Annotated in this window: 20 protein-coding genes and 2 pseudogenes; 1 reads left to right on the plus strand and 21 read right to left on the minus strand. The window is 39.8% G+C overall.

All coding sequences use genetic code 11. The features are described 5' to 3' along the window. Window positions 1-125: 125 nt before the first annotated feature. The 19 genes and pseudogenes from OCU30_RS16395 to OCU30_RS16485 form a co-directional block, all read right to left on the minus strand. A complete protein-coding gene (locus OCU30_RS16395; RefSeq protein WP_159439146.1) occupies window positions 126-821 on the minus strand; it encodes an HAD family hydrolase in 696 nt (231 codons plus the stop codon). Window positions 822-971: 150 nt separating this feature from the next. Continuing rightward, window positions 972-1,256 carry a YciI family protein gene (locus OCU30_RS16400; RefSeq protein ID WP_077314894.1) on the minus strand — a complete coding sequence of 95 codons (285 nt, stop codon included), beginning with the start codon at window positions 1,254-1,256 and terminating at the stop codon, window positions 972-974. Between the two features lie 113 nt (window positions 1,257-1,369). Beyond that, complete coding sequence (locus OCU30_RS16405) at window positions 1,370-2,167, minus strand: class I SAM-dependent methyltransferase (protein ID WP_077314893.1); 798 nt, start codon at window positions 2,165-2,167, stop codon at window positions 1,370-1,372. A gap of 142 nt (window positions 2,168-2,309) precedes the next feature. Continuing rightward, window positions 2,310-2,798, minus strand: coding sequence for a 2-thiouracil desulfurase family protein (locus OCU30_RS16410; RefSeq protein ID WP_077314892.1), 489 nt, complete (start codon window positions 2,796-2,798; stop codon window positions 2,310-2,312). 158 nt (window positions 2,799-2,956) lie between these two features. After that, window positions 2,957-3,403, minus strand: a complete 447-nt coding sequence (locus tag OCU30_RS16415; protein ID WP_077314891.1) for a GNAT family N-acetyltransferase — start codon at window positions 3,401-3,403, stop codon at window positions 2,957-2,959. Window positions 3,404-3,529: 126 nt separating this feature from the next. After that, on the minus strand, window positions 3,530-4,114 hold the full coding sequence (locus OCU30_RS16420; RefSeq protein WP_205408815.1) for an HD domain-containing protein: 585 nt from the start codon (window positions 4,112-4,114) through the stop codon (window positions 3,530-3,532). 119 nt (window positions 4,115-4,233) lie between these two features. Next, on the minus strand, window positions 4,234-5,289 hold the full coding sequence (locus OCU30_RS16425; protein ID WP_077314890.1) for a hypothetical protein: 1,056 nt from the start codon (window positions 5,287-5,289) through the stop codon (window positions 4,234-4,236). Between the two features lie 775 nt (window positions 5,290-6,064). Continuing rightward, the gene (locus tag OCU30_RS16430; protein WP_077314889.1) at window positions 6,065-6,715 is read right to left on the minus strand and encodes a LysE family translocator; all 651 of its coding nucleotides are present in this window, start codon (window positions 6,713-6,715) and stop codon (window positions 6,065-6,067) included. A gap of 96 nt (window positions 6,716-6,811) precedes the next feature. Continuing rightward, window positions 6,812-7,372, minus strand: coding sequence for a hypothetical protein (locus OCU30_RS16435; RefSeq protein WP_077314888.1), 561 nt, complete (start codon window positions 7,370-7,372; stop codon window positions 6,812-6,814). 91 nt (window positions 7,373-7,463) lie between these two features. Then, on the minus strand, window positions 7,464-7,607 hold the full coding sequence (locus OCU30_RS16440) for a hypothetical protein (protein ID WP_162494406.1): 144 nt from the start codon (window positions 7,605-7,607) through the stop codon (window positions 7,464-7,466). Beyond that, window positions 7,573-8,409 (minus strand): annotated as a pseudogene (locus OCU30_RS16445) (ISAs1 family transposase). Before OCU30_RS16445 ends, OCU30_RS16440 begins: the two are co-directional and overlap by 35 nt. A gap of 219 nt (window positions 8,410-8,628) precedes the next feature. After that, the gene (locus tag OCU30_RS16450) at window positions 8,629-8,976 is read right to left on the minus strand and encodes a hypothetical protein (RefSeq protein WP_077314887.1); all 348 of its coding nucleotides are present in this window, start codon (window positions 8,974-8,976) and stop codon (window positions 8,629-8,631) included. 84 nt (window positions 8,977-9,060) lie between these two features. Next, entirely contained in the window at window positions 9,061-9,426 is a 366-nt protein-coding gene (locus OCU30_RS16455) for a hypothetical protein (protein ID WP_077314886.1), read from the minus strand. Window positions 9,427-9,535: 109 nt separating this feature from the next. Beyond that, window positions 9,536-9,877 carry a DUF6508 domain-containing protein gene (locus OCU30_RS16460; RefSeq protein WP_077314885.1) on the minus strand — a complete coding sequence of 114 codons (342 nt, stop codon included), beginning with the start codon at window positions 9,875-9,877 and terminating at the stop codon, window positions 9,536-9,538. A gap of 123 nt (window positions 9,878-10,000) precedes the next feature. Beyond that, a complete protein-coding gene (locus tag OCU30_RS16465) occupies window positions 10,001-10,402 on the minus strand; it encodes a hypothetical protein (RefSeq protein ID WP_077314884.1) in 402 nt (133 codons plus the stop codon). Between the two features lie 104 nt (window positions 10,403-10,506). Then, window positions 10,507-11,650, minus strand: a pseudogene (locus OCU30_RS16470) (IS3 family transposase). A 67-nt stretch (window positions 11,651-11,717) separates the two neighbouring features. Further along, window positions 11,718-12,098 (minus strand): hypothetical protein, encoded by a 381-nt coding sequence (locus tag OCU30_RS16475; protein WP_077314883.1) that lies wholly within the window; start codon window positions 12,096-12,098, stop codon window positions 11,718-11,720. 36 nt (window positions 12,099-12,134) lie between these two features. Then, on the minus strand, window positions 12,135-12,749 hold the full coding sequence (locus OCU30_RS16480) for a hypothetical protein (RefSeq protein ID WP_077314882.1): 615 nt from the start codon (window positions 12,747-12,749) through the stop codon (window positions 12,135-12,137). 67 nt (window positions 12,750-12,816) lie between these two features. Next, window positions 12,817-13,173, minus strand: a complete 357-nt coding sequence (locus OCU30_RS16485; RefSeq protein WP_077314881.1) for a hypothetical protein — start codon at window positions 13,171-13,173, stop codon at window positions 12,817-12,819. Window positions 13,174-13,492: 319 nt separating this feature from the next. Here OCU30_RS16485 and OCU30_RS16490 point away from each other — a divergent pair, with 319 nt between their 5' ends. Further along, on the plus strand, window positions 13,493-14,449 hold the full coding sequence (locus OCU30_RS16490) for an IS110 family RNA-guided transposase (RefSeq protein WP_077314880.1): 957 nt from the start codon (window positions 13,493-13,495) through the stop codon (window positions 14,447-14,449). Window positions 14,450-14,477: 28 nt separating this feature from the next. Here the strand turns inward: OCU30_RS16490 and OCU30_RS16495 are convergent, their stop codons facing one another. Beyond that, a complete protein-coding gene (locus OCU30_RS16495) occupies window positions 14,478-15,098 on the minus strand; it encodes a LysE family translocator (RefSeq protein ID WP_077314879.1) in 621 nt (206 codons plus the stop codon). A gap of 80 nt (window positions 15,099-15,178) precedes the next feature. Further along, window positions 15,179-15,745, minus strand: a complete 567-nt coding sequence (locus tag OCU30_RS16500) for a chloramphenicol phosphotransferase CPT family protein (protein ID WP_077314878.1) — start codon at window positions 15,743-15,745, stop codon at window positions 15,179-15,181. Between the last annotated feature and the right edge of the window lie 101 nt (window positions 15,746-15,846).

Consider the following 15,846-nt stretch of genomic DNA (forward strand, 5'->3'; position numbering starts at 1 on the left):
CCCTCATTGGCGTAACGCCAATAATAAGAGAAAGATAGTTGTAATACTTAATTCAATGCTAAGAGACGGTGTAATGTAGAATAAGAATAGCGCCCAAAAATTAGCTATGGACGCCAAGTCTCTTGTTAAGGATATTTTACCAATGACTCCACTTCACTTAGGCTTTCGATTTGAAAAATGCGGTCTGGAAGGTTTTCCATCGAATGGTAACCTTTAAGTAACACTGATCGCATACCCGAATTTAGTGAGCCAATAGCATCGTTTATAGGATGATCCCCAACATACACGCACTCATGAGCGCTAAATCTCTGAGATGCCATCGTATCAACAAATACCTCAGGGTTTGGTTTTTTCTTACCTAATTTTTCTGAACTGACAACTTGGCTAATCAGTGAATAAAATGAGGTAGCGGCTAAGGTTTGTACTCTTGAAGCGTGTGCGCCGTTAGAAATAACACCTAAAAAGTACCCCTGATCGTGCAAATTTCTCAGCAAATTCTTAGCACCAGCCATTTCTATGGCGCTTTTTGGAAAAACTTCTTTCCAAAAATCAATTAATTCTTGAGCGCTAACTCTAAGATTCCAATCGAGTTGACGGCTTAGTTCACAACCAACAGCTTCACTAATTTTTCCGTATTTTGAATCTGTAGCTAAATACCCTCCATTATCTACAAGCTTAATTATTGAGGAAATATTTTCAGTGTTGGTTATATGCAAGCGACTAGCATATTTTTCCACAAACGTAGTTACAAACCGCTCAATACTCGCTGTGCGATCTACTAATGTATTGTCTAGATCAAAATATACTGCCTTAATAGCCATGTGCTTTCTCCATAACGCCCGCATAAGGGGCACCGAAACGTAGCGGCGATTTGGTTAAACTTGGCCGAAGCCCCAAAACTAAATTGCCGCGTAGTTTTGGGGGCCCAGAGAGCTTGCGAGCGCCTTGATGCGATTGTTATATGCCCGATATTACAACAAAAACGCTAACTCTTTAGAAGCTTTTGTAGGCGTGATTTCTGTAACTTGATACGTTGCTATATTCTCACGATGGAAAGGATCTTGGGTAAGGATTTCTTCTAACACCTTTCTATCTTTTAGGGTTGCTAGTATTACACCTCCTGTGCGAGGGTTCTTTCGACCTGAAAGCTGAAAGTGCCCCAGATCATATTGCTCATTCAAATAATCAATGTGTTCAGGGATAAATCGATTTACTTCTTCAAGTGGCACTTGATAATCGAGAGAAATAATGAACATGGTAAGTCCTCATTGTCAGAAATTCGGCCCATTTTGGGGCATATAACGCCGCATTAAGGTGTGAGCGAAGCAAAAAAACTGCCAAGCGTTGCGAATCACTCTTAAATACTTTGTTAACTGGCTTTTCTAGCGATCACTAAACCATGATTACTTGAACCTAATAAACTAGGTTCATCACAATTTGTTAAGTGATAATCTAACCAAGTTTGATATTGAGATGGTGTAAAGCCATTAACACCATTAGAAATATAACGTCCAAAACCATCTGTTGCGGAGTGACCGATAACACCAAAACCATTGTCTTGAACCAAACATTCAATTTCAGCTGGTGTGGCAAAGTACCCTACATTAAAGAAACTATCTGCTTTTGAGTGTGAAACTGTGCCATACCTATTTAATTCGGTAAGTACTTCGGGCGTAATCAATTCCGGAAATTGTTGAGCGAACATCCCCGCGACAAAATAGCGTGAGATATAGGCAACAGCTAGCACCCCATTAGGCTTCAGAATACGCAAAGCTTCTTTTATCGCCAGCTCTCTTTCGTACAGAGTTTTCAAGTGATATAGGGGCCCTAGGATCACACAAACATCTTGAGAACTACTCTCAATAAATGAAACGTCACACGCATTTCCCTCAAACACTCTTAAGTCGATGCCCTCGGATTTGGCTTTGGTATTTAGAATATCAACTTGATCAGGTACAAGCTCTACAGCAGTTACATCACAACCCATTTTTGCAAAACTTAAAGAGTAACGACCCGTAGCTGCTCCCAACTCACATACCGATTTGCCTTTTGACAAATAAGGTTCGAGTTTGTGCATTGTGGTGTCAAACTCTAACTGAGCAATATACTGTCTTGTCAGTCTTTGATCTTCATTAGCCCCCGTATATTGGGCTATTAGTTCTTCCAATGTTCAATACTCCTTTTGCCAGTTAACGCTAAGCTAAGTGGTGAGCAACGCTAACCACCGAACCTAAACCATTGTGACGTAAACACTAAAACTGAATCAAACTAAAAATGCCGAGCGTTGTGAATCCGTCTTGAACGTCTTGTTAGCTATGTTTTTCCAACACCTCTCGGAGTTTAGCTATCGTATGTTGGCTGTAGACTTTAATGTCATAACGCTCTAACAATGCAGTAGCTACCCCTGAGCCATCGATTTTAATCCCGTTGAATGTACCATCATAAATTTTTGAACTACCACAGGAAGGGCTGCCTTCTGCGAGTACCGCATACTTTATTTGCTGTTTCTTACAAAGCTCCAAAGCGTGCTTTGCCCCACTTACAAATTGTTCAGTAACATCAATACCATCATTTCCAACTACGTTTGCCACACCATCAAGCACATCAATACCTTTACCAAAAATGATTTCTGCGGGTGCTCTAGGAATAGGTAAACCTGCTGATACTTCGGGGCAAAAGATCACTAGTTCAGCATTTGACTTGAGCCAGAGTAACTCAGGATCAGGGATTGATAAACAGCTTGTATTGTATCTAACTTTGTTTCCGACCAAACATGAACTAACGAGAACTTTTACCACTGGAACTCCCTTATATACGAGAAATAGCTAACGCCGCGTTAAGTGGTGCGCAACGCTACCACAGCACTCAAGACATTATGTCATAAACACTGATGCATATCTTTGAATTGAAGCCGCCGAGCGTTGGGAGTCCGTCTTAAACGCTTGTTATGTGCGTGCTAAATCTGTGCGTATAATCTCAACATGTCTTTGTGTTGAATACCATTTTCATAGATTGGTTCTGGGTAATTCAGTAAGAAGTGATCTTTGATGATCGAGTCAACGCGAAAACCAAGGCGCTGATAATAAGTCAGTTGATAACCAAAGGTACCTGTACCCAATTCAACACGAGTGATTCCCTTACTTGGTAGCTGAGACAGAACTGACTTGAGCAATTGAGAGCCAATTCCTCGACCTTGTAACTCGGGATATACAGAAACATTGAAGATTTCAGCAAGGTTTTGGGGCTCTGGCTTCACTATACATGCCGCCAAAATACGCTCATTATCTAGCGCAGAAAAGCACCATGATTCGGATAAATATGATGAAATACTCGCTTCAGAAGGATCTGCTTCGAGCAGCAAATCTAGCGGAATTTGGCTACTTTTGACTTCGATAAATTGCATTTTTCCTCCAAGCATATAACGCCAATCTCACCGGAATATTTTACGGAGAGCGTTTTTTGTAAAAATGAAGCGTAGCGAAATACACAAAAATGAGCGTAGTAAAATTTTTCCGCGTGCAGCTTTTTGTTAGGAGTCTTTCAGCCAACCTTGTTCTACCGCATATCCGATTTTTTCTATAAACCAGCTATATATCTCAGGATTTTCATTCTCTATAAATTGATGCATTTTTAGCACCTGACTTTTATGTATTCCATTGTCTTTCCATGCTCGACCTTCGCTGGTAATGTTATGAAGGAAAGGCAATAGGCGATCAATGACCTTTAGCAATTTCGCCTCTTTACTCTTACCAGTTTCTTGTTCTTCCCAAAGCTCGACAATATCACCAATTGGATTGCCAGGATGCGAGGCAATTTGTATTACGCTCTCACGTTCTTCAACGTGGGCACTATCTCTTTTGCTACTATAAAGAAATGTGTCTCCAGCGCCTATTTCACCGAGATCATGCAGTAATGCAAGCTTGATGAGTTTTGGTACATCGTAATCGTCGTTTAACATCTCAGCAAACGCCCAACATGCCATTGATAGATGCCATGAGTGTTCTGCTGAATTTTCAACCCTCTCCCCACCATTGATATAAGTCCGGCGATTTACAGATTTTAAAGCATCTAACTGAAGCATAAAATCGGATATTTTTGTAATTCTGTTGATCAAGATTTTCCTCCTAACGCTTTGCTAAGCGGCAATAAAATAGCTGGCTAAAATTAGCGAGGAACGAGCAAAAGCCAGCTATTTTTTGTCCGTTTAAGCAACTTATTAGCCATAGATGAATTTTACAACGATATATACACCTCTTTAACTGAAGCATTTAAAGAGCTTGCGTGAGATATATAATCGGAAAACAAAATAACTAAATCATTAATTGTTAAATCATAGTGATCTTCTGTTGATCCACTTGGAGAAAACCTAGATGTTTCTCTTAACCACTCTCTAAATTCCGTCTCACATTTGTAAGCAATTTGCTTGTCTTCACTCTGTCTTAATTGGACTAAGATTCCTGTATCGTTATCTTTTAATCTATTAGAGGTAAGATCCGCCTTGCCTATTTTACTTGATTTTAAACCTGTTGATTTTATATAAAAATAGGGCACATGCCTTATATCGGCAGGAAAGCCTTCGGTCGGAGTAAATTCAAATCGCATATAATCAGAATTACCTTTAAGAGCTTTGTATTTATCAATGGTTTTATTAGATATAGCATTGCTTAAATTTAATACTTCTTTATTGAACTCTTGTTGACTATTTGACTTATTAATAATAGGGATAATATGTTTTTCTTTTAGAATACTAGCTAAATTTTTAGCTCTAAAGACACTCGTTGGCCATTCAGTATCATGAAATCCTTTCTTTCTAAGAGCATTTTTAACATTATTTGTTGGCCAGTACTTTTTAGTACCAATGAGTTTGGAACTGCCATTTTCATACCAATATTCATATTGACTTTCAACAGATGTAGATACTTTCGTAGCTCTATTTGTAAAGCATCCTGGACTTTCATAAAACTCTATTTGATACGAATCACCTATTTTTTTGAACTCATAGTTACAGCTATCATTGGTTACTTTAATATTGAGTCTTTCAGCAATCTTTGATAGGAAATCATTCCCATTTTTTTTATAATTAGACCAATTTGATCTGGATACTTTTACGCCTGTATGAACTTCTATCAAATTTGATATGACTGTAGAATTTATCAAGTTGATGCGAGGTCCGTACCCACTATATTTTTTTATCAGTAGTGCAACTTCTTGCGTTAACGTGTCGAATGTTCTATCACATCCTAATTTTGAGCATACAGTTTCCCATTTTGCTGGTATTGTCTTACCCATTACTTCCCTTATATCTGATTAAAGTCATCTACAAATTTATATGGCTAACATTTTAATAGTGCGCATACGCGTTTACACATTTCTAAACTCATTCAAAAATTCTATTAACTTTCTGAAGAATAATACATTTTCATTCATATCCGCAAAAACCAAACTGGAAAAACAAGCATGCGCGTTTTCACATTTATCCACGGTCTGTTATTTCTGCTGCGTATATTCTTATTCATTGATACTAAAAGGATTTCTGAATTCGTGCCAGTACAAACCATGCACAATTGAGATATTTAAAATGGCTAAACGCGCACAAAAGCAGGTTTTTGAAAAATAAACTGTCTATCCATACAAAAATAGACGCACTGGCAGGACATCCATCATATCTACCGCGCCAACAACTGGACTCTAGAGAGGTTGAGCTTACTCTGGGGTTGAGAGCTACAAAAACCGCATAAACATTGCCGTCAGCCAAAGCTTTCGAGAACATGACTGGGAAAGTTTTTACCCAGCACGCGGCGCAACGCACTATTAACCTGAGTACTAACAAGACACCTATAATATTCACGCACTGACGGGACAACCATAGTATTACCGTTAGTCAGCAATGACTGCATTGCCACGCCTCTATTCTACGTAAAAGACGCAAAAACAAAGTAAAGTATCCATATCCCTAACACACTCTAGAACAACTTACGAATTCAAACATCACATCACTATGAAAACGGTAGGATGATACTTAGAACATTGCTTATTTATTATAGTATGGGTGTCTTGTTTATTATTATTTGGTTAATGCTGACTTTACTATTGTGAAGCCAATGAGACCTAAAATAACACCAGTACACTTGTCTATATAATAAGCTAGCTTCGAGAATTTACGACGCACCTTGTCTATTGATAGCACATAAATAACCGACAAATCCCATACAAAAACAACTGATGTCATCCAAATACCAAGCCCCACTTTAAAACCAAAATTAACATCGTTAGTTAAGACTACAGTAAATAAGCTTAAGTAAAACAAAAGGTTTTTAGGGTTTAAAATGCCAGACATAAAACCTGTAATGAATTCTTTTGCAAATGTAGTCTCTGATTGGCGAGTTTGGTTTTCAGAAATTTCTAGATATTTATAATCACTTTTCTTTGCTCTTAAAGCCATGACTGCTAGATAAATAAGGAATAAACCACCTGCGACTTTCAATGCAATCATTATAATTACTGTACTTGCTAGCAATGCTCCTACACCAACTAAGCAAAGAGCAATATATAATGCATTCGCACTCGCTATACCCGCTGCAACTCCTATAGACTTTTTAGGGCCATTTTTTATTGCGCTTTTAACAACAAGAACAAAGTCAGGCCCAGGGCTTAATAACGCGAGAAAATGTGCAATAGCTACTGTTACAAATATACTAAATAGTGCCCAATCCATCTTCTAATTTCCTTTTTTGCGTGTTACCAATTAGGTAAAAAATATAACGCCGCAAGCATTGGTGCGTAGCATCAAATGCTTTGCCTTGTTATCCATTTACGTATTTTGCCAAATAAACCAGTTTTTGTTGCATTGATGGCATTCAAACTTTGACACTTCATCTAACGACTCTGGCTCTAGGGTAAAGCCAGAAGACCAAAATGTTTTCCAATCTTCAGGTCCCTTGTGCCAAAATTGATAGGAATCGACTAGCACAATAGATTCATCATATGTCTTGGGGCTACCTTTAAATTCACAAAGCTCGCCGCAGCATACGACCCAATCTAAACCTTGTAAAAACAGCGGTATTGTTGGCGTAGACCTAATTTTCTCGAGTTGCTCTGCGGGGTTATTGCAATGCTTTTTAAGGATGGGTTCTATCTCCCATTCCGAAAACAACTTAATTTTTCCGGCTTTTAAGCAACTCTCACAGGCTTCATCTCTTTCAGAATTTTCCATATCTTCCGGAATATCCTGAAACTGGTATTGTCCTGGCTCTATTAACAAGCCAGTAATCTTATAAATGGGCACTCCTTTTTCTCCACAAAAAGAGCACTCATCTGAATAGTCACTTTCTTCCAACGCATCATCTGATATTAGCTCGAATATTTTTCCCATTTTCGGTTCCCTGAATAACGCCGCCAACAATGGCAGACTTGTGCTCGCAACTGATGTTGCTTGGTCTTGTTAAATCTTTTTATTCTGGTACTCAATGTACTCTTTTTGCAGATTCAACGGCTTCTACGTCGGCTTTAGGATGATTAATAACATTGACCAAGATTGCCAGCCAGTCAGGGCGCGAGCGTACTTTGATGAATTTATAATCCAAAGAACACTCGGGCTCGATAATCATCGCTCCATCCAGCTTTCTTCAACTTCACTTTCTGGCTTGGTGCTCCACAATCGCATTGCTTCAAAATGTTCATCACGAAGCGTCTAAACAACGCTATATTTTCTACCGCACCATCTAACGGGATGCCAGAGTTATCCTCTTTAAAAACAACATCTAAAATGGAATGCTGGCTGTTTTCAATTCACCAATGTTGTCGAATATAGTGCCCTAACAATTTGTGATTCGGAGACAAGGAGCTTATGTAATAAGAGGTATCTACGGTTTCTTTTCCGTTGATTACTCGATGTCGCTCTACCGCTATAATGCTACGTACCGTTCTTCGCTACGACCATGATGCTTCTCTTTGATTTCAGTGACGATTTTTTCCTTACCTGCATCAAAGACTGCCTGAAATTGCTCCACAACGGCGGCTCTTAACTTAGGCTGATTGTTCTTTACTTGAACGACAACATGCGCCTTTTTCTCAGCGATTTTCTCTAGCGTATCGCGCTGACAATGTAGTGCATCAACTGTGATTACACTGTCTTTTACGTTAATAACATCAAGCATTTGGCGTACTACGCTAATCTCGCCATTCTTGTTTTCAGTCGACTGTTGACTCAGAACGAGACCACGTTCAGTGTCGTAGGCTGTCACCAATTGTAATGCTGTTTTCTTCTCCATAATATTCAATGTCTTGCCAGCCTTCACATCCAGATGCGATAGCACTGATAACAAGGAAAATCACGTCAATAAGGTCATGCTTTCGATTGATGTCAGATCGAGTATCCTCGACGACTGATAAATGTTCAATTATGCTCAAAATGGCTGTCTAGCTAAGGGGTTGAAGCTATTAGATCATATCTATTAACAAAGTGCGACCCACCCTGCTCTAAACTCTTGCACTTAATCTCCTAGCCTTATAACGCCCTGTTAAGGGGCAAATTGTAGTTGGCTAAAATTGTGAGCGGAGCGAAACAGCCAACTGTTATTTGTCCCAACGAACGAAGAGAGTGAACTTGAGCAACTTGTTATAAGCACTTTACTCTAAACTCTCTAGATAATTTGACCACAAGTTTACCAAGTGGACATAGATTTCTGTTTTTGAAGTTGGTTCTCCACTACCTTGAATGGAGCTAACTTCAGCATCAAAGACTATATCCAATACCGCATCAACTTCATCAAATGACAATTCTAAAGCAACAAAGTCAGTTTGATGACCTCCTTTATGCAAAGATGGCTTCTCAACTTTTTGACTTAATATTGATTTTGCAACCAAAGAAACCTCAGGCATATTTTCTTTACGCAATAAATCTAAGGTTTCTCTTAATTCTTCTATGCGAAAAACATTTGGTTGTTCGCAAATACTTTTATATTGCTCAGAATTCATTGGTGCTTATAACGCCCAAAGCTGCGGCCGAGCGTAGCGAGGTCCAGCCCCGCAGGGGCGATACTGCCTTTGCTTGTTAGTTGCTTATTGTACATAGCTAAGATTACCGTCAACAAAGCCAACAGCAAATGCTTTTGCCGCCTTTAGCGTGTGCGTATTTTTTGAACTGGACTGAATATAGTGCTTTGCCATTGCAAGAATATTATCTTGCGCCTTCTCCCATGAGCTACCGAAGATTGAATTAGAAACGGATATTACTTGGCTTTCAGGAACCCAATCTTCGCTGCATGTCCAATCTTCATCTTCAGGGTCGAACTCACTGGAACCAACTATTTCAATATTAAAAGGAGACTCATATATGTTGATATTGAAAGCAACAATTTGAGTGGGAAGATCCTCGTTTAATTGCCTGTCAATCCAATCAATAAAATCCTTCTCATTTTGAATCATGCTCGAATCTCTCTTTGGCAACTAACGCTGAGCTCAGTTGCAAAATACATGGCGCTACACTTTGGGAACCAAAATTCGTGACAGGTATTTTGTCAATTGCAGCGACTTGTTATATATTTATTATTTCTCTTAGCCTTTTAAATACAGGATCCAACATTCGACTTTTCAAAGAATTCTCCCATGAACCATCACAAAACCTTTCAGCTCGACTAGCTCCTGTCAGTACTTCTCGAATTTCATCTATATTAGCTTGATCGATATTATTTAAAATATTAGAAATTTCACTTGGTCGATAAGAAATACCCCAAGGCTCTTGTGTTAACACCAGCATAAAATCGCTTATCTCTTTCGGGTAGCTTGGATAAAAATCTACACGTTCAATTTTGTCGACATGATCCAATGCTATTTGATACTGATTCTCTAAATTTTCTAAATCTATTTTTGTTATCATCTAAATTCCAATATGAATGTATAACGCCCAGCTAAGGCGCCGGAACGGAGTTGATTGTTTTGTGCGAGCGTAGCGAAAAAGCACAAAACGAGAAACACAGTGGAGATAGGTTTGAGCTGTTTGTTATAACTCACTTTTCAATGCCTGCATTAATGTTGTAATATTTTCTGGTAGCTCTTCAACCTCTTGGTGCTGAAATGCTACCAATTCCCAACCATTAGCACCTGATATACAGTATGCAAACATATAACCTGAAAAATTATCTGCAACAAATTTATACTCCATTAATTCCCTTGCTGTTTCTTCGTCGAAAATGTCATCCGCATCCAGAGGATAATTATAAATTTGGAAATCGCAGTCACCAATTGATCCGAAACCAAAGTTTGTTAAGAAACTAGTATATTCTTCAGGCGCCTCTGGCTCATACTCGCACAGCTCCAAGAATGCATTACCATTCAGGGTTTCTAGCTTTGACATCGGATATTTATTTAATACCCAATTTATAAATTCGAGATATTCGTTCATATTGAGTTATAACGCCCCAATAAGGGGCTAAAAATTGGTTGCTAAAATGTGTAGCGAAGCGAAACCGAGCAAACTGATCTGCTCCAGCGAGACTGGACACTTCATTAAGCGACATTTTGATTTTCAAAGTTAACTGGGCTTAAATACCCAAGAGCACTGTGCCTTCTTGTACGATTATAATCAACTTCTATGTATTCAAAGATCGTTTGGCGCATCTCGTCTCGAGTCATGATCGGCTCGTACTGGATTGCTTCAACTTTCATTGAATGGAAGAAGCTCTCAACACAAGCATTGTCCCAACAGTTTCCTTTCCTACTCATACTTTGTTTTAGATTATAAGCCGATAATCTTTTGAGCAGTAATGACTACCTCTGTCACTGTGAACGATAACCTGCTCAGGGAACCCTCGGCGGAACAAGGCCATTGATAACGCATCGCAGACCAGAGTTGCCGTCATTCTGGTATCCATAGACCAACCGACTACTTGCCTTGAATAAAGGTCAATGATTACCGCCAAATACAGCCAGCCCTCGCTTGTCGCCACATAGGTGATGTCTCCCGCCCACTTTTGATTCGGAGCTTCTGCGTTAAAATCCTGAGCCAGCAGGTTCGGAGCAACTGGCATTTTATGTTTGCTATCCGTAGTACACTTAAACTTACGTGCCGCTTTCGGCGTTAAATCCTGACGCTTCATACTGGCCGCAATGGTTTTAACATTACGGCTATCACCATTCTCTGCCAACTCTTTCTGGATGCGCCTTGAGCCATCGCGGCCTTTGCTATTGTCAAAAGCCTCTTTGACCTTCGTATCAAGCTCTTGGCGAGTTACCTCGCGCTGAATGGCTTTGTGGCGGTGCTTAATCCAGTAATAAAACCCACTTCGTGAAACCGCAAACACCTTAGCCATGCGGACAGCACTGTAGTACAGCAGGTGTTCGAGCATAAATTCGTAGCAATCTACTTTAGATTTTTCGCGAAGTAGGTGGCGGCCTTTTTTACTATATCTAGCTCTTCAGCTTGCTCAGCCAATTGCCTTTTGAGCTTGGCGACTTCAGCGGCTAGATCTTTTTCCCTCTGACTAGTGCTGGTGTCTTTCTTGGCTGCTTTACGCCAACCATAGATCTGGGATTCGTGTAACGAGAGCTGTCTCGCTGCCGCAGCTACTCCCACTTTCTCTGCTAGCTTCAGGGCTTCTGCTTTAAATTCAGGAGAATGGATAATACGTTTTTTTTTGCTGTCATGGTTCACCTCGTTAGTGATTGTACTCACTTAACTCGGTGTCCAAAACTGCTGGTGCGGATCATGGAGCCCTTTGTTATAAGTTTAGCCACGACTCACCTTCTATTACACCTGATGCATCTCCAGGCTCTTCGTCTTGCCACAATAGGGATTTTTGAAAATCACCAATTGACTCCCATCTATTACGAACGACTCGATCATCATCGACTTCTACTATTTCAATAAATACTGAACCTAACTTCACGCAAAACAAGTTATGCCAGTCCCCATAAAATGGAATTAGACAATTCGTCACATCCCATTCCTCTCGCATTTCTAATGCAGATTCAATTTCTTCTATGCTCCAGAAACAAAAGATCAAAGGCTCAATGCCAGACGATGTTATAATAGAATTAAATATTTTATTTGGGCTTTCAGCTTGATTTATGAAAGTAACCAGCTCTTTGGGTATTCGCATAATTCAGACCTTATAACGCCGCAAGAAACGGCGAGTTTACGAGTCCGATTTACTTGCCTTGTTAAGTCGCAACTCGTACTCGGTTAATTTAACGAGGAAATCATTAATAAATGATAACTCCCTCTCTTTGCTTGCTAGTAATTTTGCAAAATTGGCCTCAGATCTAATATCTTGGCATTGTTCAATAGAGGCTCCATTCATACCGTATAGTATCCCCGAAGGCCATTCATGCACGCAATGTGACAACCAATTCAAAATACTCTGTAAAAGCAATTCTTTACCTTCTTCTACGTTTGGATCAATTTCGTAGCATATTCTAAAAAAGTCCATCTCAACATTAGAGCCAAGCTCTTCAAAGATACCTTTGGTTTGATATACATTCTGAATCAGCTTGCCTAGCCACAATGTTGAATTGTAGTCTTTGCTTTCAAACCCCTTCTTTAATAGCGGATAAACAAGATCAATAAAAATCTCATACCTAATGCAGCTATGCCTGTTTTTTTCTAGATTGGGCAAATAATTCCAAACCCAGCTCTTTATTTCATCGTCATTCTCAAATGAATTAACAAATTGTTTTACCGAAGCTGCGGCCGTCTTCTTAAGCCCCAACTCTAGTTCCAATTCAAATTTTTCGAAGTATTCAATATTCATAGAGACTTTACGCCAAGCTAAGCGGCGCAGCTTTGCTGCGTCCTTGCTTGAGCTCCTTATTAAGCGTTTAGTCTCCGATAGTAAGTTGAAATGGGGCATCACCTGAAAATTCGACACCAACTACAGCCTCTGTTTCAGACTCCGTGTCAAAGTAAATGCTCCACTCGCTATCAGAGTCTATAAACGCATTTGGATTATTAAAAATTTGAGCCTCAAGCTTATATTCTGCTCGAACACTCTTAATATATTGCAGCGCAACTTCAATTTTACCGGCCCAATCTTTACATACAGCCTGAGCAAGCATTATCTGTTTGTCCGATATGCTCTCAGTTTCGATGCTTAGTATCGCACCATCCATTGATTCGGGATTGCTTTCCCAGTAGCCACCTTCATCTTGAAATTTACCGACTTGATCTATTTGCATGATTTCTCTGATTCGTTTTGACGCTTAACGCCGCATTAAGGTGTGAGCGACGCTTGGCTATACTTGAGCGAAGCGAAACTGCCAAGCGTTGGGAATCACTCTTAAATGCTTGTATGGATAATGACAACTCAAATTAGGGTAAAGTGAGACCCAGGCTTTAGCTGCAACTAAAGCTCTCTATGTCGTAGTTCGATTGAACGCTGGCTCCTCTATCGAGAGACCGATAACAAACATGAACGCGATATAGAACTCCAAGCACCAAACTCGAATACTCGACTGGGTCTCGAACCCGCATTACGCAAGCAAGAGTTAGCTTATTATGAATACAAACACACTTCAAAACATTAATGTCGGTGTCGATACTGGCAAAACAAATCTAGATATCTATATTCGTCCATTAGATATCTTTTTCTCTGTCTCTAATGATGATAAAGGAATAAAAGAAGTAATCAGAACCATCAAAAAATATCACCCAGAACGCATCGCCATCGAGGCTACTGGCCGACTTGAAATGCCTTTTATTATCGCCTGCAACAAAGCCAATTTACCGTTTGTGATTGCCAACCCTATTCACATTAAACGCTTTGCCGGAGCGATTGGACGTAGAGCGAAAACGGATAAACTTGATGCTCAATTAATCGCTCATTATAGCGACGCTATCCAGCCTCAACTTACCCAGTTGAAACCAGAAATTATGCAATTAATGAGTAACTTAGTCGCAAGGCGACATCAAATATTAACGATGCAAACTATGGAGAAAAACCGTCTACAACAACTTCCTAAAGCACTTCACTCAACCATTAATCCCATTATGACTGCCTTCAAAAAGCAGATCGAAAAAATCGAAATGCTCATCATGACGCTCATCGAAAAAACACCGGATTATCAGAGCAAAAATATCATTTTACAAAGTGTTCCTGGCATTGGAAAAGTGAGCGCTGCCGCCATCATTAGCAATGCTCCTGAGCTCGGTTATATCAACAATAAACAAGCCGCTTCTCTAATCGGTGTTGCTCCCATGAATAGAGAAAGTGGCCGCTACAAAGGTAAACGAATCATCCAAGGTGGACGAGCTCAAGTTCGAACCGTTTTGTATATGGCAATGATGTCCGCTATGCAATCTAACCCCGTTTTTAAATCCACCTATCAGCGATTGCTGGAGGCAGGAAAACCCAAAAAAGTCGCCATCATCGCCTGCGTTAGAAAGATGGTTGTCATCTTAAATTCAATGCTAAGAGACGGTATTATGTGGAATGACAATATGGCGAAAAATTAACGATTGACGCCATACTCGTTTGTTAGTTTTATTGTTTCAGCGTTGATGTAATTGCTCCCGCGCTGACCAACATACTACCGCTAAACTTATTGAATAACTTTTGCCCTTTCTCGGAAGATACATAGCCACGAATGCGTCCACCAAAATAAGCGTAAAAACTTACACTGCAAAATGACGCTAAGATAAAAGTCATTGCCAGAATTAGCATTTGCATACCGACATTAGACTTGTCGGGTGAGATAAATAACGGGAGAAATGCTAAGAAAAATGCCAGCCCTTTGGGGTTTAACGCCGTAACTAAAAATGAATCTCGGTACACTTTCCAAGATTTACCTATCGGATAAATATCTACGTCACCCGTAGATACGGGGCTTCGCCATGCTTTAATACCTAAATAAATAAGATATATAGCACCCATCCATTTCATAGTATTAAAAACGAACGACGAAGTCGAAAGAACAGCACCAACCCCTAGAAGAGAGAATGTCAGCGCCACTATGTCGCCAGAAATAACACCTAAAATCATAGGTACAACAGATTTACGACCATACGCTAGACTTTGACCAATAACTAAAAGTACCGTTGGTCCCGGTGACAAAACTAATACCATTGAAGCCAATACAAAAGACATCCATATCTCAATGTCCATTACTTCCTCCATAAAACTAACGCCGCCATCACGCGCTTGTCGCGTGCATGGCCTTGTTAGTTATAATATGGGTGTCTTGTTTATTTTTCTATATACGACGCTATTTCTTGAGCACATTGTTGTGGTGAGCAGTGTGTCGTATTGACTTGAAAATGGTAGACAACACCGTTGTGTACCCGACAATTTTGTTCAACAGCAGAGCCATTGATACGATCATCTCGAAGGTTTTCTCGGTTACGTAATTCTGTGTCACTACACATAACAGCGACGAAAAGGCATTTCGTATCACCAAGAGCCTCCAACCAAGATTGTTGCTCAATACCACCATTCATAACGTCGTCTACGATGACTTTTAATCCCAGATCAGCGAGATGTTTTACTGTAGAGTGGTACGCGTGATTGATGTGTTCGCCATATTCGCCACTTTTTATACGCAAACTGGGTGGATTATTTCCCGATTCCGTCTGCCAATAGAACCCATCAGAAGGTATATCTGGTTCAGTTAGATTGATAGTACGCTTTGGCATCATTTCGATAAACGTATCAATACCAAGGTGCAAATAGTTATCGGGTAATATGGACTGTAGCTCTTTCGCTATCGAAGACTTGCCAGAGCTACTTGCACCGTTGAGAATGATGATGTCCATTAACTATTTCCTTTTAGCATATAAAGTCTCATTCAATGATGCATCTTACTACTAGTAATACTGTAATCACCCCCCTTTAAATAGCGGCATACCATTTTAGG

This window comes from Vibrio palustris, assembly GCF_024346995.1.
Taxonomy (GTDB): domain Bacteria; phylum Pseudomonadota; class Gammaproteobacteria; order Enterobacterales; family Vibrionaceae; genus Vibrio; species Vibrio palustris.

Coding starts and splice junctions, on each gene's coding strand:
- OCU30_RS16425 (WP_077314890.1), bottom strand. CDS start 5,289: ATGGGTAAGACAATACCAGCAAAATGGGAAACTGTATGCTCAAAATTA.
- OCU30_RS16500 (WP_077314878.1), bottom strand. CDS start 15,745: ATGGACATCATCATTCTCAACGGTGCAAGTAGCTCTGGCAAGTCTTCG.
- OCU30_RS16480 (WP_077314882.1), bottom strand. CDS start 12,749: ATGAATATTGAATACTTCGAAAAATTTGAATTGGAACTAGAGTTGGGG.
- OCU30_RS16430 (WP_077314889.1), bottom strand. CDS start 6,715: ATGGATTGGGCACTATTTAGTATATTTGTAACAGTAGCTATTGCACAT.
- OCU30_RS16415 (WP_077314891.1), bottom strand. CDS start 3,403: ATGCAATTTATCGAAGTCAAAAGTAGCCAAATTCCGCTAGATTTGCTG.
- OCU30_RS16450 (WP_077314887.1), bottom strand. CDS start 8,976: ATGAATTCTGAGCAATATAAAAGTATTTGCGAACAACCAAATGTTTTT.
- OCU30_RS16395 (WP_159439146.1), bottom strand. CDS start 821: ATGGCTATTAAGGCAGTATATTTTGATCTAGACAATACATTAGTAGAT.
- OCU30_RS16400 (WP_077314894.1), bottom strand. CDS start 1,256: ATGTTCATTATTTCTCTCGATTATCAAGTGCCACTTGAAGAAGTAAAT.
- OCU30_RS16495 (WP_077314879.1), bottom strand. CDS start 15,098: ATGGACATTGAGATATGGATGTCTTTTGTATTGGCTTCAATGGTATTA.
- OCU30_RS16455 (WP_077314886.1), bottom strand. CDS start 9,426: ATGATTCAAAATGAGAAGGATTTTATTGATTGGATTGACAGGCAATTA.
- OCU30_RS16490 (WP_077314880.1), top strand. CDS start 13,493: ATGAATACAAACACACTTCAAAACATTAATGTCGGTGTCGATACTGGC.
- OCU30_RS16440 (WP_162494406.1), bottom strand. CDS start 7,607: ATGATTATCGAGCCCGAGTGTTCTTTGGATTATAAATTCATCAAAGTA.
- OCU30_RS16465 (WP_077314884.1), bottom strand. CDS start 10,402: ATGAACGAATATCTCGAATTTATAAATTGGGTATTAAATAAATATCCG.
- OCU30_RS16485 (WP_077314881.1), bottom strand. CDS start 13,173: ATGCAAATAGATCAAGTCGGTAAATTTCAAGATGAAGGTGGCTACTGG.
- OCU30_RS16435 (WP_077314888.1), bottom strand. CDS start 7,372: ATGGGAAAAATATTCGAGCTAATATCAGATGATGCGTTGGAAGAAAGT.
- OCU30_RS16475 (WP_077314883.1), bottom strand. CDS start 12,098: ATGCGAATACCCAAAGAGCTGGTTACTTTCATAAATCAAGCTGAAAGC.
- OCU30_RS16460 (WP_077314885.1), bottom strand. CDS start 9,877: ATGATAACAAAAATAGATTTAGAAAATTTAGAGAATCAGTATCAAATA.